This window comes from Iningainema tapete BLCC-T55 (assembly GCF_014698965.1).
GTDB lineage: Bacteria > Cyanobacteriota > Cyanobacteriia > Cyanobacteriales > Nostocaceae > Iningainema > Iningainema tapete.
The window spans coordinates 201,499-216,125 of sequence record NZ_JACXAE010000098.1 but is presented as its reverse complement, the minus strand read 5'-3'; the positions used below and the strand labels follow the sequence as shown (position 1 = coordinate 216,125).

At 41.1% G+C, this 14,627-nt stretch carries 12 protein-coding genes; 8 read left to right on the top strand and 4 right to left on the bottom strand.

The window, feature by feature from the left end; all coding sequences use genetic code 11:
• Positions 1–44 precede the first annotated feature (44 nt).
• Positions 45–2,258 carry an NACHT domain-containing protein gene (locus ICL16_RS32960; RefSeq protein ID WP_337907175.1) on the top strand — a complete coding sequence of 738 codons (2,214 nt, stop codon included), beginning with the start codon at positions 45–47 and terminating at the stop codon, positions 2,256–2,258.
• Between the two features lie 42 nt (positions 2,259–2,300).
• Here ICL16_RS32960 and ICL16_RS32955 read toward each other — a convergent pair whose 3' ends face one another.
• On the bottom strand, positions 2,301–2,495 hold the full coding sequence (locus tag ICL16_RS32955) for a hypothetical protein (RefSeq protein WP_190835789.1): 195 nt from the start codon (positions 2,493–2,495) through the stop codon (positions 2,301–2,303).
• Between the two features lie 163 nt (positions 2,496–2,658).
• On the opposite strand from ICL16_RS32955, the gene ICL16_RS32950 reads away from it, so the two are divergent.
• The 4 genes from ICL16_RS32950 to ICL16_RS32935 all read left to right on the top strand — a co-directional run bounded on the left by ICL16_RS32950 (position 2,659) and on the right by ICL16_RS32935 (position 6,293).
• Positions 2,659–4,998: an NACHT domain-containing protein gene (locus ICL16_RS32950; protein WP_190835788.1), complete on the top strand. Its 2,340-nt coding sequence runs from the start codon at positions 2,659–2,661 to the stop codon at positions 4,996–4,998.
• Between the two features lie 162 nt (positions 4,999–5,160).
• Positions 5,161–5,430: a DUF433 domain-containing protein gene (locus ICL16_RS32945; RefSeq protein ID WP_337907174.1), complete on the top strand. Its 270-nt coding sequence runs from the start codon at positions 5,161–5,163 to the stop codon at positions 5,428–5,430.
• 156 nt (positions 5,431–5,586) lie between these two features.
• Positions 5,587–5,847 carry a hypothetical protein gene (locus ICL16_RS32940; protein ID WP_190835787.1) on the top strand — a complete coding sequence of 87 codons (261 nt, stop codon included), beginning with the start codon at positions 5,587–5,589 and terminating at the stop codon, positions 5,845–5,847.
• Entirely contained in the window at positions 5,844–6,293 is a 450-nt protein-coding gene (locus ICL16_RS32935; protein ID WP_190835786.1) for a PIN domain-containing protein, read from the top strand. Before ICL16_RS32940 ends, ICL16_RS32935 begins: the two co-directional genes overlap by 4 nt.
• 54 nt (positions 6,294–6,347) lie before the next feature.
• On the opposite strand, the gene ICL16_RS32930 is transcribed toward ICL16_RS32935, so the two are convergent.
• Positions 6,348–6,755, bottom strand: coding sequence for a universal stress protein (locus tag ICL16_RS32930; protein WP_190835785.1), 408 nt, complete (start codon positions 6,753–6,755; stop codon positions 6,348–6,350).
• A 90-nt stretch (positions 6,756–6,845) separates the two neighbouring features.
• Here ICL16_RS32930 and ICL16_RS32925 point away from each other — a divergent pair, with 90 nt between their 5' ends.
• Entirely contained in the window at positions 6,846–8,051 is a 1,206-nt protein-coding gene (locus tag ICL16_RS32925) for a phosphoglycerate kinase (RefSeq protein WP_190835784.1), read from the top strand.
• Between the two features lie 50 nt (positions 8,052–8,101).
• Here ICL16_RS32925 and ICL16_RS32920 read toward each other — a convergent pair whose 3' ends face one another.
• Together ICL16_RS32920 and ICL16_RS32915 are read right to left on the bottom strand one after the other, a co-directional pair.
• Complete coding sequence (locus tag ICL16_RS32920; RefSeq protein WP_190835783.1) at positions 8,102–10,336, bottom strand: serine/threonine-protein kinase; 2,235 nt, start codon at positions 10,334–10,336, stop codon at positions 8,102–8,104.
• Between the two features lie 5 nt (positions 10,337–10,341).
• Positions 10,342–12,075 (bottom strand): serine/threonine-protein kinase, encoded by a 1,734-nt coding sequence (locus tag ICL16_RS32915; protein WP_190835782.1) that lies wholly within the window; start codon positions 12,073–12,075, stop codon positions 10,342–10,344.
• A 498-nt stretch (positions 12,076–12,573) separates the two neighbouring features.
• Here ICL16_RS32915 and ICL16_RS32910 point away from each other — a divergent pair, with 498 nt between their 5' ends.
• Both ICL16_RS32910 and ICL16_RS32905 read left to right on the top strand, forming a co-directional pair.
• On the top strand, positions 12,574–13,047 hold the full coding sequence (locus ICL16_RS32910) for a cache domain-containing protein (protein WP_190835781.1): 474 nt from the start codon (positions 12,574–12,576) through the stop codon (positions 13,045–13,047).
• Positions 13,048–13,082: 35 nt separating this feature from the next.
• The gene (locus tag ICL16_RS32905; protein ID WP_190835780.1) at positions 13,083–14,615 is read left to right on the top strand and encodes a phenylacetate--CoA ligase family protein; all 1,533 of its coding nucleotides are present in this window, start codon (positions 13,083–13,085) and stop codon (positions 14,613–14,615) included.
• Positions 14,616–14,627: the final 12 nt, after the last annotated feature.

The window sequence follows — 14,627 nt, the reverse complement described above, 5'->3', positions numbered from 1 at the left end:
GTAATGCTGTTAATAGATGTATGGTAGGGCGTAGATGCGTAGCGGTGAGTCAGCGTAGCGGTGAGCCCAGTGCGGCAGAAAAGTTTCCTTTGGTAGGCGTGCGAACCCGCAAAAGGAGAGTTTCCTCTCGTAGGCGACGGCGAATCCAGATGGCATATTGCCATAAACGTACAACAGATATAGATGTACTAGTACAAGAGGTTCGCTCTTCACGATACAATCAAATTCAAAATCAGTGTGGCACGATTCGACTACTAGGTATTTCCCAACCAGTAGAAATTACAGATATGTACACTGATGTCAATTTCTGGGAAGACACTAGCCTACAATGGCAGAATGTTTCTTCTGTTGTACAATCCAACTCGGAATCAAATAATATTGACCAATTAGTATCAAGCAAAGTGATTCGTAACCGAGTACCAGGATTAAATACTGTGTTACAGTATTCAAAGTTGAAGGTACTTGGCAAATCAGGAGCGGGAAAAACTACGTTTTTGCAATGGGTAGCCATTAAGTGCAATCAAGGCGAGTTTCAGTCACACAGAGTACCGATATTTATTCGATTGAAAAACTTCGCGCTGAAAACGAAAAGAAAAAACAGCGAAGACAGGTTATTAAACTACATTAAAGAAGAATTTTTGCATTGCGGGATTGCGGATAAATGGGTGATTGAAACTATACTTCTTCAAGGTAGAGGATTGATTTTGCTCGATGGCTTGGATGAAGTGGCAGAAGATGACAATGAAGTAGTCAACGATATCACCAGATTTGTCAATAAGTATTTGCAAAATCAGTATATTATTACTAGTCGCCTTACTACCCGTAAGTACAAGTTTAATTGTGAAAATTTTGTTGATGTTGAAATAGCAGATTTTCAACAGGAGCAGGTAGAAGCTTTTCCCAACAAATTTTTTTTGGTAGTTCATCACAATGACAGGGAACAAGGCAAAATATTAGCACAACGGTTTCAGCAGCAATTGCTAGAAATGCCTTCTAACGAAATGACTGAGACACCATTGTTGCTGAATTTAACTTGCTTATTTTTCTCATTAAAAGGCAAAATACCATCGAAAGGTTTTCAGCTTTATGAGCAAGGATTAGATGTTTTATTGAGTTTATGGGATGAAGAAAAAACCATTTCAGGGGATGAATTATATCGGAATTTATCTGGAGAACAAAAGATATATTTATTAAGTCAAATTGCCGCTAGCAATATTGATAATAACCTTTACTTATTTGCCAAAAGCGAAGTAGAGGAATGTATTGCTAATTATTTATGTAGTTTACCTTATAGCTCCGCGTCTACCCACAGTAAAGCAGTGCTGAAATCTCTAGAAGCACAACATGGTTTATTTGTCGAAAGTACTCCTGGATTTTATTCTTTTGCTCATGTAACTTTTCAAGAGTATTTCACGGCTCTATGGGTAATACACAGTTTTGCATCAGAAGAGTTGAAACAGTCAGTCATGCGCATGAACTTAAAAAGTTGGCGCGAAGTTTTTGTGCTGACTACTAAAATGATGCAGCCAGCAGATGAACTTTTATTGCTCATGAAGCGTAAAATAGATGCACTGTTGGGTTTAGATGAAAAGTTACAGCAGCTTCTTTTTTGGGTGACAAAACATAGTTACTCCACTCAATTGGTTTATAAACCTATTGATTGTTCAAGTTTTAGAGCAATAATTCTCCGTGCTTTTTACCTGGAACTTATCTTAGATTTGGAACTTCCTCTGGGCTTGACTCGCGAACATAATTTTATCAGTCAAGTTTTTGCCCCTAGTACTACAGTTGCCCTTGATTTTGCTTGTACTCGCGATCTTAATCGTGCTTTTGCCCGTGTGATTATCTGTGCTCATTCAGATTTGAGTACTGTTTTCTTTGAGATGGATATCTTACTTCATCTAGTGCGCGATCGCAATGCCGAACTCAAACAATCATTACAAAAACTCAAACAGCAACTACCCGATCCAGATTTTAATTGTTTGATGTTTCACCAATGGTGGAGAGTACATGGTAAAAATTGGACTCAAGAATTCAGAGCAGTCATGATTCAGTATTGGCACGTTGGTGACGATTGGCAATTAAGCGAACAACAGAAAGAATCGCTGCATCAGTATTACAATGCGAACAAATTACTAGTAGATTGCTTGCACAGTGGTTGTGAAGTTTCTGCTGAAGTGCGACAGCAAATTGAAGACACCCTATTATTACCTATTAGTGAACTTGAGCAGTCGGTAGCAGTCGGTAGGGTGTGTTAGCGACAGCTAACGCACCGCTTCATAGAGCTACCTTTGTAACTCTTATAGCTGTTGATGAAGTTTTTCGGGATCAACGGGGGTTTTGAGTAATACCCATTTCAAGTAAATTCCCAAAATCTGGCGTTTTAGGAATTTGCTGGCACGCTTTGTGTTGGCATCACTTAATAGCTTCTGAATTAGAATGCCAAGGGTTACTTCAGCAGATTTTTGAATTACCCACAAGATAATAGTGTCCATGAATGTTGTGCTGTATCTGTACCCTTCTAGGTTCGTAAACAGGTGTCAGAGAACAAGCCAGCGCAAGGACTGTGGTATGTCAGACTTAGGTAAGTCTTTGTCAGAGATATGTCAGACTTTGAAGTGGAGTAGTTAGAATTGGCACAAGTGATGTTGATAATCTATGGCAGGGCGATCGCTTCAAGTATCAGAAGACGGAATAGAGTTAGCACAAAAAGCGCTGACTCATAGATGCTTGACTCAAAACGAGTTAGCCAAAGAGTTAAAGTTCTCGCGTGAAACGGTTAGCAAATTCTTCCGGGGTAAGCGAGTTGATCGAAAGTATTTTGTGGAGATTTGTGAGAAATTAAACCTGGAGTGGGATGAGATTGCTGCCAAACCCACCACTCAAGCAGTACAGGAGAAGAAACTACAGGAAAGCGCTTCGGATCTTGATGCACTAGTGCAGGAGGTGCGGGAAAAGCGCCGCGAAAAAATCCAGCACCAGTGCGATACCATGCGAATGCTAGACATTTCTCAACCAGTAGCACTTGCGGATATCTACACCGATGTCAATATTTTGGAACAGCTCACCAACCAGCAGTGGCGAGATATTTCTGACTTGGCGCGAGGTTTCAACCCAGAATCAAATGACTTTGACAGACTAGGATTAGGTAGAGTGCGTCAAAAACGCATACCAGGGTTAGATGCTGTATCGCATTACTCTAAGCTGATGGTACTGGGAAAACCAGGGTCAGGTAAAACCACGTTTTTACAATGGGTAGCGATTAAGTGCAACATGGGCGAGTTTCAACCCAATAGAGTACCCATATTTATCCGTCTAAAAAACTTTGCTGAAGATATTAGAAGAGATGACAGTGATTTTAGGTTACTCAATTATATCAGCGAGGAGTTTTGCGATTGTGGAATTGCCAATAAATTAGTTATTGAAACTATACTCAATCTGGGCGAAGCCTTGATTTTACTGGATGGCTTGGATGAAGTTTTAGAAAAAGATGAAAAGGAAGTTGTCAAACAAATTCGCAAATTTGTTGATAAGTACTTCAAAAATCAGTTTATTATAACCTGTCGCATTGCTACCAATGAATATAGATTTCAGGATATAGGATTCAACGAGGTTGAGGTTACAGATTTTAATTCTGGGCAAGTCGAAGCTTTTGCTAAGAAGTGGTTTGTAGCAGTTGCTAGAAATAGCCGGAAAGAGGGAGAAGCTACAGCGAGGCGGTTTATTGAGAATCTGCTTGAAAATCAGCCAATCCAAACATTGGTAGTTACACCGATATTACTCAATCTGATCTGTTTAGTTTTTCAAGCAAAAGAGGAATTTCCGTCTAAACGCTCCAAGCTGTATGAGCAAGGATTGGATATTCTGCTTAAGAAATGGGATGAACATAAGGGAATTAAACGAGATGAAGTTTATCGAAATTTGTCTTTAGAACAGAAGATAGAGCTTTTAACTCAAGTAGCAGCAATTACGTTTGAAAAAAGTCGTTACTTCTTTGAGCAAAGCGAAGTTGAGCAATATATTGCTGATTATCTTCGCACTTTCCCCAATACCCAAACTAACCGATTAACATTGAAACAAGATAGTAAGGCGGTGCTAAAATCCATTGAAGCGCAACATGGGTTACTTGTGGAGAGAGCAATGGGAATTTACTCTTTCTCCCATTTGACTTTTCAGGAATACTTAACGGCCAAAAAATTTGTTGATAGTTATGATTGGCAAAATTTGGTTAACTATATCACGGAGAAACGCTGGCAGGAAGTTTTTTTGCTAGCAGTTAGCATAACACAGCATCCCGATAAGTTACTGCAACAGATGAAGCAACAAGTTGATAAGCTTGTTGCCGATCAGGAATTGCAGCAGTTTCTCAAATGGGTTAATCAAAAAGCACTTCCTACCCAAAATTCCTGTAAACACGCTTCCTACAAACCAGCAGCTGTCCGAGCATATCATTTAGCTCGTGCTATTAACTTTGAGATTCCTCCTGACTACCTCCGCAATATTCTTAGCCCTCCTTTCGATTTCGACATAACTCATGACCCTTATGCTATTCTCCACAATTTATGTCAATTTGCCCTTACTTATAACCTTGCTGATGCTTTTGATCTAGCTCGGATCTCTACTTTTAATCTTGAACGTGCGTATTACCTTACTCGTATTATTGAGCCAGAGATTTGCTATAATTTAAGTCATTTAATGAAACAACTTGAAGTGCCTGACTTGGATAAAAATATCGAAAGTGTTGGTCAGTGGTGGGATGCTAATGGTTATGCCTGGATGGAAAAATTAAAAGCTGTAATAATTAAATATCGCAAAATTGGTCATGATTGGCAGTTCAGTAAAAAGCAGCAAGAATTACTTCAGCAGTATTACAATGCCAATACATTGCTGGTAGATTGCCTAAATAACACTGAAGTGTCTTCCCAAGTACAGGATGAAATTGAAGAGACTTTGTTATTACCTATTGACGAAATCGAGAAGTGTCAGCAGAGGTATTGAACGTGGATGTAGCGAATAATTTATCTGTTAGATTGAATATAATCTATTTATTACTTTGGCTAATAATTAATAATCAACAAATAATGTTAATGTTAAAGTATGTTTGAAAACTACAAGAGTAGTTATTAATTGTAGTAAGCAGGTTACAAAGCAATATTAACTATGACAGTCAAAGAATTAGAAAACCAACTGCTAGCACTAAATTTAACTGAGAAAGCCGAAGCTATACAAATATTAACTAAAACTTTAAGCAACGGTTCTCTAGGGATTAAAAAAACTTCTGGCGTCGTGGGTGGTGATGCTTGTATCGGAAATACTCGCATTCCAGTTTGGTCTTTGGTGAGCGATCGCCGTTTAGGTATGAGTGATGCCCGTATTTTAGAAGCATTTCCCGATCTTAGTGCCGCTGACTTGGTGAACGCCTGGGCTTAAGAGTAATGCTCATTCAGATGAAATTGAACAAGCAATCAGAGAAAATGATGAAGTAATGCAAGAAGATGAGGAAATTTGAAAATTGGCGCATCTTTATAGCGATGAAAATTTTATGATGATGTGTGGATAAAATTTAACAAAGGAGGATAATCTAAAATGTCTAAAGATTTGATCGATCTCATGCAACTAGCAGATGCACTCACACCAGATGAGCAATTGAGTCTGATTGCTTATTTAACACAAAGACTACAACGTTGCGAGATTAAACGTAAACCCCGCCGTAATATCATGGAATTTGCTGGAATAGCACCTAATCTTATGGGAGGTATGGATGCTCAGGAATATGTCAGACGCATAAGGAGTGGAGAACCTCTAGAACCAGAAATTGAAGAAATGGAATTAAGGAAACAAGAGTGAATATCATCGATAGTCTAGAAGGTGTGACTCGACTATTTTTGGATACTGCGCCAGTTGTTTACTTTGTAGAGCAACACCCACATTACTTTGCAGTTGTCACACAAGTGTTTGAGCGGCTTGGAGATAGTTCGCTAATAGCCGTCGCCTCACCAGTAACCTTAGCAGAGTGTTTAGTTCGTCCTTATAGTTTGGGACAAACAGAGTTACAGCAATACTTTATTGAGTTGATTACTAACAATGACACTATTGAGTATGTGCCAATTACTAACCAGAGCATAGCACTCAAGGCTGCTCAAATACGCGCAAAATACAATATGAAATTACCAGATGCTTTTCAAATTGCTGTTGCCCAAGCAGCAAGATGTGAGGCATTTTTAACCAATGACACCATTCTCAAGCGCGTTACAGAGTTGCGTGTGTTGGTGCTGGATGACTTTAATACTTAATAAGGTGCGTTACACTGCGTTAACGCACCCTACGGGTAAAGGATTCATGACTTTTTAGGGAACTACTAGCACTGGGCAGGGAGAAAGGTTGATAACGCGAGAGGTAACGCTATCACTTGCCCCTTCTTCAGTTAAGCCTAGTCCCCGACAACCCATAACGATTAAATCGGCATCGATTTCATCTGCTACATCACAGATGGTAAAGGCGGGTTTGCCTTCCCTTTCTATGCTTTCGGCTTGTATTCCTTGTTGAGCAAATAGAGATTTAGCATTTTCCAGAAGTTGGGCAACGGCTTCTGGTGATGTCATCGTTTCTGTACTCGGTGCATCGGGAGCGGGTTCCTCGACAACACTCAGTAGTATTAATCGGCTACCATACTTTTGCACCACATTAGCTACCACATCGGCAGCTTCCCGTGCTTCGCGACTTTGATCGATTGGAAATAGAACTGTTTTAAACATAATCATTCACTTGCGCACCCACGACTCGGTAAAATCTGGATGTATCTACTAATCAAAAAATAACAAAAAGGCAATCAGGAGGTTCGTGCCGTGCCAAAGAAAACTTTAGCAAATTTATCTGCAGCAGACTTGTCTGGTAAACGCGCCCTGGTACGAGTTGATTTTAACGTACCAGTAGATGATAAGAGCGGCAACATTACAGATGATACTCGCATCCGCGCTGCTTTACCAACTATCCAAGATCTAATTCAGAAGGGAGCTAAGGTAATTTTAGTTAGCCATTTTGGGCGTCCTAAGGGTGTAGATGAAAAACTGCGCTTAACTCCAGTTGCCAAGCGCCTCTCTGAGTTATTGGGGCAAGAAGTCGTTAAAACCAATGACTCTATCGGTGATGATGTTGCCGCTAAAGTAGGGGCTTTACAAAATGGGCAAGTGCTGTTACTGGAAAATGTCCGTTTTTACAAGGAGGAAGAGCAAAACGATCCAGAATTTGCGAAAAAACTAGCAGCAAATGCCGATTTGTATGTAAATGACGCTTTTGGCACAGCACACCGCGCTCACGCATCTACTGAAGGTGTGACTCATTACCTAAGTCCCTCGGTTGGTGGATATTTGATTGAAAAAGAATTGCAGTATCTGCAAAGTGCGATCGAAAATCCCCAACGTCCTTTGGCAGCAATTATCGGTGGTTCCAAAGTTTCTAGTAAGATTGGTGTAATTGAAACCTTACTGGAAAAGTGCGACAAGCTACTGTTGGGCGGTGGGATGATTTTCACTTTCTACAAAGCCCGTGGTTTAAAAGTTGGTAAGTCGCTGGTGGAAGAAGACAAGCTGGAATTGGCGAAGTCTTTGGAAGCTAAGGCAAAGGAACGTGGTGTTACTTTACTACTACCTACAGATGTAGTTGTGGCAGATAAATTTGCTGCTGATGCTAACTCTCAAACTGTTAGTATTGAGAACATTCCCGATGATTGGATGGGTTTGGATATTGGTCCTGATTCAGTTAAAGTATTCCAAGAAGCTCTTGCTGATTGCAAGACGGTGATTTGGAATGGTCCAATGGGTGTGTTTGAATTTGATAAGTTTGCTGTAGGTACTGAAGCGATCGCTCACACTTTAGCAGAAATCGGCAAAACAGGTGCTACTACCATCATTGGTGGTGGTGACTCAGTAGCGGCTGTGGAGAAAGTCGGCTTAGCCGAGCAAATGAGCCACATTTCTACTGGTGGTGGTGCTAGCTTAGAGTTACTTGAAGGCAAAGTACTACCCGGTATCGCTGCCTTAAATGACGCTTAGTACTAATTGATACTTTAGAGACGTTCCGCCGGAACGTCTCTACGATGATACTAGGGCGTTACTGTAGGTGTAGGTGTAAGTGTAGGTGTAAGTGTAGGTGTAGTTGTAGCAGTGGGTGTAGGCGTAGGTGTAAGTGTAAATGTAGGTGTGGGTGTAACAGTTTCGCTGGGAGTTGGTGTAGGCGTTGGTAGTGGTGCAGGATTTTCTGCTGTTATACTTAGCTGGTAGTCTTGTGGCGCTGATGCTGTAGAGACGACAACAAATTCATAAAATCCGTCTTCTGGTAAAGTAACTGACAAACTACGTTGCCGAGAATCTTGCAAAAATTTAGTTTTTCCAGAGGGAGAATAAACTGACAGCAAAACTCTGGGACTAGCTTGTAATTTCACATCCAAGATTTGATTTTGGGTAAGCTCCGCGATGAAAACTTTCCCTTCTGTTCTTTTGAGCGTACCACTAACTGTTTTGCTTGTTGCACCTTCTGCAAAGATAATTTTCTGGAAAGCGCTACCAGCAAGGATGGCATTAAGTTTATCAGCAGCAAACCCGTGCCACACTTGTCCAATTGGTTGCTCAAGAAAATCTTTACCTCTTTGTTCGGGAAATTGCAGATAAAACGCAGCATCAGCTAAATCATATAAAGAACGACTACCAACATTGAGTTGGTTGACTTCCACCTTCCAGCGATCGCGTTCTGCTCCTGTATAAGTACCTAATTGTCTGCGTGCATTTGAACTCAGTAGCGTTGTCTTTTCGAGAAATTCGGCAGCAATTTTATCCCATTGTGCGCGGAAACTCTCATCTTCAGGACTATCACTCAAAGTGCGTCCTCGTAAACTAGGATTTTTGTCCCAGAAAATTTGATTCACCACTTTAATATAGTAACTTTCATCAATCCCCAACTGTTGACGGCGATCGCTTAATCTAAGTTTACGCTGTCTTTCTTGGGCTGAATATTTCGCCAAAGGATCGCTCGGCAAATTATTATCTGGCTTTTGTGTATTTTCAGGTGTAGGATTATTCACACCAAGCCGCTCCGAGCGCGATTGTATCCAACTATTTGCTCCCCACAAACCCAAACCACCAGCAACAGTCAATATCATAGTCACCAACAAAATTTGTCCCGTAGAGACGCCCCGGTGGGGCGTCTGCATCGGGGGCGTCTGCACAGATATGGGGGTATTGGAAGGAGGAGACGGAGACACAGCCACAGTTCCCTGCGTATACCCTACCGTAGGTGTACTAGGATACTGAGTAGGGGCAATCGGAGAAACTGGATTGAGAGCTTGCAAAACTTGACTAGCACTTTGGTAGCGTTCTCTTGGTACTGGTGATAGCATTTTATCCAACACCGATGCCAAAGTAGGACTCAAATTAATTTCCCTTCGCCATTGCCAAATAAGACTTTGCGTATCAATTAATTCTTGCGGTTGTTTACCTGTAAGCAAAACTAAAGCTGTTGCTGCCAAAGCATACAAATCGCTGTGCGGCTCTACTAACCCAGTCTGCATTTGTTCTGGAGGAGCGTACCCCACCTTACCCAGTAGAGTTGGTGATGGCGTCATCGCTGCACCAGGTTGATAATACTGAGAAGCAACAGTTGCCACTACTTGTTTAACACCACCAAAATCAATTAGTACTGGTACACCCCCCCGTTCCCCCCCTTGTGAAGGGGGGGCTTGGGGGGGTTTGCCTTGTGAAGAGGGGGTTGAGGGGGGGTTGCGTAGAATTAAGTTATCGGGGGAAATGTCACGGTGAATCACTCCCAAAGAGTGAATATACTCCAACACAGGTAAAATTTGCTGCAATATTTGAGTGACTTCCGCCTCAGTGAACCGCAAACCCTGCTGTTTGCGAACATTTAACAATGAGCTGTAATTTTCTCCTTCTACGTAGTCTTGCACTAGAAACAGATACTCTTTGCCATTTAAGTTGCTCCGAAACAGTTCTCGAAATCTAGGAATTTGCGGATGTTGTAGTTGATAAAGAACACTTGCTTCTCTTTGAAACAGTTCTTCAGCTTTTTGTAAAACGTAAGGAGTTTGAACTTGCGGAGAAAACTCTTTTAAAACACAAAGTTCACGAAAGCGATTAAGATCTTCAGCTAAATAAGTGCGTCCAAAACCGCCTTGTCCTAATTGACGCACCAGCACATAACGTTCCACCAAAATTTGTCCTGGTTGGATACCTTTACTCACTGGAAGATCCAACTTTTCACCGCAATGACGACAATACTGACTCTCACGGGGATTTTGGTGTCCTTTTGAACAATAAATAGAATTCATATGCTCTACCTAGCGGATTCTATTTTACTCACTCTATCGGCGGCGATCGCATACCAAATTTGACCAAACGTCTGTTGTTTCAGTTTTCCACGTCTTTCACCAGGAAATAGTCGGTCAAATTTTTCATTTGTTTCTTTGTTTAATTTAATAACTGTATAGTTACCTAACTCTCCTGCTTGCGCTTGCTGTCTCCAAGTTTCGTAATCTCTAGGACCATAACTCCCCATTTTACGGCGTGTTGCTGTACTTAATTTTGCTTGTTCTATTTTATTCAATAAATCATCGGCAGTATTGAACCATTCCTTCCTGAAAGCTTCATCTTCTCGGCTTCCTGTCAGACTACGACCTTGTAATTCTGGATTTTTAGTATAAAAAATGTCGTTAACTATCACATTAAAGAAAGTGTCAGAAATTTCTAATTGTTGCCGACGACTAATAAGTTGACTGATGCGACTTGTTTCTTGATTATTTAAAGGTTGGCGAGCAGAATCTGGTTTCTCCTGGCTTTTGGGTAAAGAAATACTAGGAAATTTAATCGAAGATACAGTACCAACCAGAGCATTAACTACAGCCCAAGTACCAGCAAAAGTGAGAATAACAGCCGTTGTACCAGCCAGACTCCAAGCAAAAGGACGAAGCCAAATCGGTAAAGGAATAGCTTGAGATATTGCCACTGTACGGTTTTGCATTTGACTGGCAACAGCATTGACTCGTTTTCCAGGAGCAACTATCATAGTCCTAATCTTACTGACGTTCTTGTTGACAGGTTGAGCAGGAGTAGACGATCGCAAATCGTTGAGAACTTGGTCGGCTCTTTGATAGCGATCGCTTGGTTTATACGCCAGCATTTTTTGCAGAATCGCTTCCAGTTTTGCGCTAACTTTAATGGACTTTCCCCAGCCCCAACTTCCCTGATAGCTATCATACAAATGTTGTGGTTCCTTTCCCGTCAACAACACCAACGCAGTCACAGCCAAAGAGTACAAATCGCTACAAGGAAATGCTTTTCCCTGTCGTAGTTGCTCTTCTGGTGCATAGCCTTTTTTACCTAACAAAGTCCGATTTCCCGCCAAACGGGTAAACCAAAAACCCTGAGATGCTGGTAATTGCTTCACACCGCCAAAATCAATTAGTACTGGCATACCCCCCCAAGCCCCCCCTTGAGAAGGGGGGGTTGAGGGGGGGTGGGGGTAGCGTAACATCAAATTATCAGGAGAAATATCGCGGTGAATCACATCCAGTGAGTGGATGTAAGAAAGCACCGGCAGAATTTGCTCAAGTAACTTGATTACTTCCTCCTCGCTAAAGCTTTTTCCCTGTTGAGTCAATCGCTTCAGCAACAAATCCCAGTAATTCTCACCTTCCACATACTCTTGCACTAAAAAGAAAAAATCTTTATTCCCCACCTTTTGTTGCAACCACGAATGAAAACGTGGTATTTGCTCATGTTGAAGTTTTCTGAGCACACTAGCTTCTCGTTCAAACAGTTCTTTAGCTTTTTTTAAATCCTCCGGCTTGTCTACTTGGGGCGCAAATTCCTTCAGCACGCACTTTTGATCGGATTGTTTCGTGTCAACAGCTAAATAAGTGCGTCCAAAACCACCTTGTCCCAGTAGACGTATAATTCGATAGCGATTCTCCACCATCTGCCCTATAGGAAGAGGTAAGGGTTCTCCGCACTGAATACAAAAGCGGTTACTTTCTTTATTTGCGTGTTGTTTACTGCAATAGACGTGCATAGCGCCCAAGGATAAAGTATGGTTTTTATGATTGACTACAATGTGAGAAGTAGGGGTTACGCAAATCCGCTACCCCCTGTTCAGATTTGACAGATTAGATGTAGAGACGTTCCGGCGGAACGTCTCCACACGTGTACAATCAGCGATCGCCATTATAAAAGTAAGAAAAGTAGGTGATTAAATTAATTTTTAACCAAAGATTAATTTCCAAACATATTATCACTTAAACAAACAGTGGTAGAGGAGGTTTTCTGCTCAAGAATATACTACTTTTGTCCGTTGCTCATATCAATTCAAAATGTTATAGTTGAGCATTAACAAATTTGGTTTGAATTGTAAAATCTTGTTAAGCTAAAAAAATCAATGGTTTTACAGCAAAATGAGGATATGTTAGTTTAACACCAACCGCCTAAAATCAAGGGAGATGAGCTGTACGGAAAATGTCAAGAAGATCAAGGTGATTACTAGGTGCTGCAACTACCGTCGGAGAAATCCTTCATGAGTAAGAAAATTACCGCAAAAAACAGGGCTGAAATTGAAACAGCCCTAGAGGAATTGGCAAAAAATTTTGCTCCCAACCCCGCAAACATCGATTCTATTTTCTGCAAGTTAATAAATTACCTGAATCATCAGCCTCTCATCTTTGGCGCTGCATTTGCTTTTTCACCAAAGATTTTCAAGATGTCACCTTTCGTATATCGAGGTGACAATGGGATGGAATACAAAGATATTGCCCAGAGTATTGATTACACAACTGCAATTTGGTACGAAGTTCCTGTAAACCAGAAAAAAGCACTTTGGAGCGTACCATATTTTGATTTTGGTAGATCTGGTGAGAGCCTGCTACTAACAACGTATTCAATTCCACTATTTCAGGATGGGGATCAAAGTTTAATCGGTGTCTTAACTAGCGATTTGATGTTAGCAAAAATCATCGAACCTATTTCTGTTTGTGAACCAGTTCTACATTAGGATGGAAATCGGAATCATTCCTGGCAAAAAGAGTCATGAAATCCGAATCACAACAGCAACGTGCGCTCGCCGCATTTCAAAAGTTTTTAACTACCCCGCTAGAAACACTTTTAAAAAGCCATCTCCACACTCAACCAGAATCAGCAGCTTTAGCTTTATTTCACGATGTAGCTGCTACTGTACCAGCGTATAAAACTTTTCTAGTACAACAAGGTATAAAGCCTAACTCCATCCAAACCTTAGCGGACTTCCAAAAACTACCTCCACTGACAAAAGAAAATTACCTACAGCGTCATTCTTTAGGTGAATTATGTAGAGGAGGAAAGCTAGAAACCTGTGATATGATTGCTGTTTCCTCTGGTTCCACAGGAAAACCCACATTTTGGCCTCGTTTTTTTGCTGATGAGATGCAAATTGCTACACGGTTTGAGCAGATATTTCACGACAGTTTTTCTGCCCATAACAAAAGGACTTTAGCTGTAATTTGCTTTTCCTTAGGAACTTGGGTAGGTGGGATGTTCACAACTAACTGCTGTCGCTATCTTAACAGTAAAGGTTATCCCATCACCGTAATTACCCCTGGTACTAATAAAGAAGAAATCTTTCGGGTAGTACAAGAACTTGGTACAGCGTTCGATCAAGTTGTACTGTTAGGGTATCCACCATTTCTTAAAGATATAATTGACACTGGTATTGCCCGTGGGATTGAATGGCAACAGTATCAAATCAAATTAGTAATGGCAGGAGAAGTTTTTAGCGAAGAATGGCGCACTTTAGTTGGAGAAAGATTAGGTACGCATAACCCTTGTTACGCAGCATCACTTTATGGTACTGCCGATGCAGGAGTCTTAGGTAATGAAACACCCTTAAGTATTTGTATTCGCCGTTTTTTAGCTCAAAATCCCCAAGCCGCACGTAGTTTATTTGGTGAATCCCGTTTACCTACACTAGTACAGTATGACCCCAACAGTCGCTTTTTTGAAGTTCAAGATGGCACTTTGCTATTTTCTGGAGATAATGGCATCCCTTTAGTGCGTTATAACATCTTGGATACTGGCGGGATCATTAGCTACGAAGCCATGAACCAGTTTTTAGACGAATGGGGGTTTGATCCGCTTTCAGCGCTCACCGGGGAGTGGGGGAGCAGGGAAGTGGGAGAACACAGGAATGGGAGTATTCGTGAGTTGCCTTTTGTCTATGTTTTTGGACGCTCTAATTTTACAGTTTCTTACTTTGGCGCGAATATTTATCCAGAGAATGTGACAGTGGGACTAGAACAACCTGTAATTAAAGAATGGGTGACGGGCAAATTTGTTTTACAAGTGCAGGAAGATATCGATAAGAATCGTTTTTTGTCTGTAGTTGTAGAGTTAGCACCAGGAGTAGAAAAGAGTGAAGAAAAAAGGCAAGCTATCACAGCTTCTATACTTGAACAACTCAAACGTCTCAATAGTGAATTTGCTAACTATGTTCCCAAAGAATATCAACTCCCCGTTGTTGCACTAGCTGCTACTGGCGATCCGGAGTACTTCCCCATAGGAGTAAAGCATCGTTATACCCGGAAGTAGAGTAAGGCTAAT

Bases quoted from the DNA above. Each gene is read 5' to 3' on its own strand.
- ICL16_RS32910 (WP_190835781.1), top strand. From the start codon at position 12,574: ATGAGTAAGAAAATTACCGCAAAAAACAGGGCTGAAATTGAAACAGCC.
- ICL16_RS32945 (WP_337907174.1), top strand. From the start codon at position 5,161: ATGACAGTCAAAGAATTAGAAAACCAACTGCTAGCACTAAATTTAACT.
- ICL16_RS32905 (WP_190835780.1), top strand. From the start codon at position 13,083: ATGAAATCCGAATCACAACAGCAACGTGCGCTCGCCGCATTTCAAAAG.
- ICL16_RS32940 (WP_190835787.1), top strand. From the start codon at position 5,587: ATGTCTAAAGATTTGATCGATCTCATGCAACTAGCAGATGCACTCACA.
- ICL16_RS32920 (WP_190835783.1), bottom strand. From the start codon at position 10,336: ATGAATTCTATTTATTGTTCAAAAGGACACCAAAATCCCCGTGAGAGT.
- ICL16_RS32930 (WP_190835785.1), bottom strand. From the start codon at position 6,755: ATGTTTAAAACAGTTCTATTTCCAATCGATCAAAGTCGCGAAGCACGG.
- ICL16_RS32915 (WP_190835782.1), bottom strand. From the start codon at position 12,075: ATGCACGTCTATTGCAGTAAACAACACGCAAATAAAGAAAGTAACCGC.
- ICL16_RS32955 (WP_190835789.1), bottom strand. From the start codon at position 2,495: ATGGACACTATTATCTTGTGGGTAATTCAAAAATCTGCTGAAGTAACC.
- ICL16_RS32950 (WP_190835788.1), top strand. From the start codon at position 2,659: ATGGCAGGGCGATCGCTTCAAGTATCAGAAGACGGAATAGAGTTAGCA.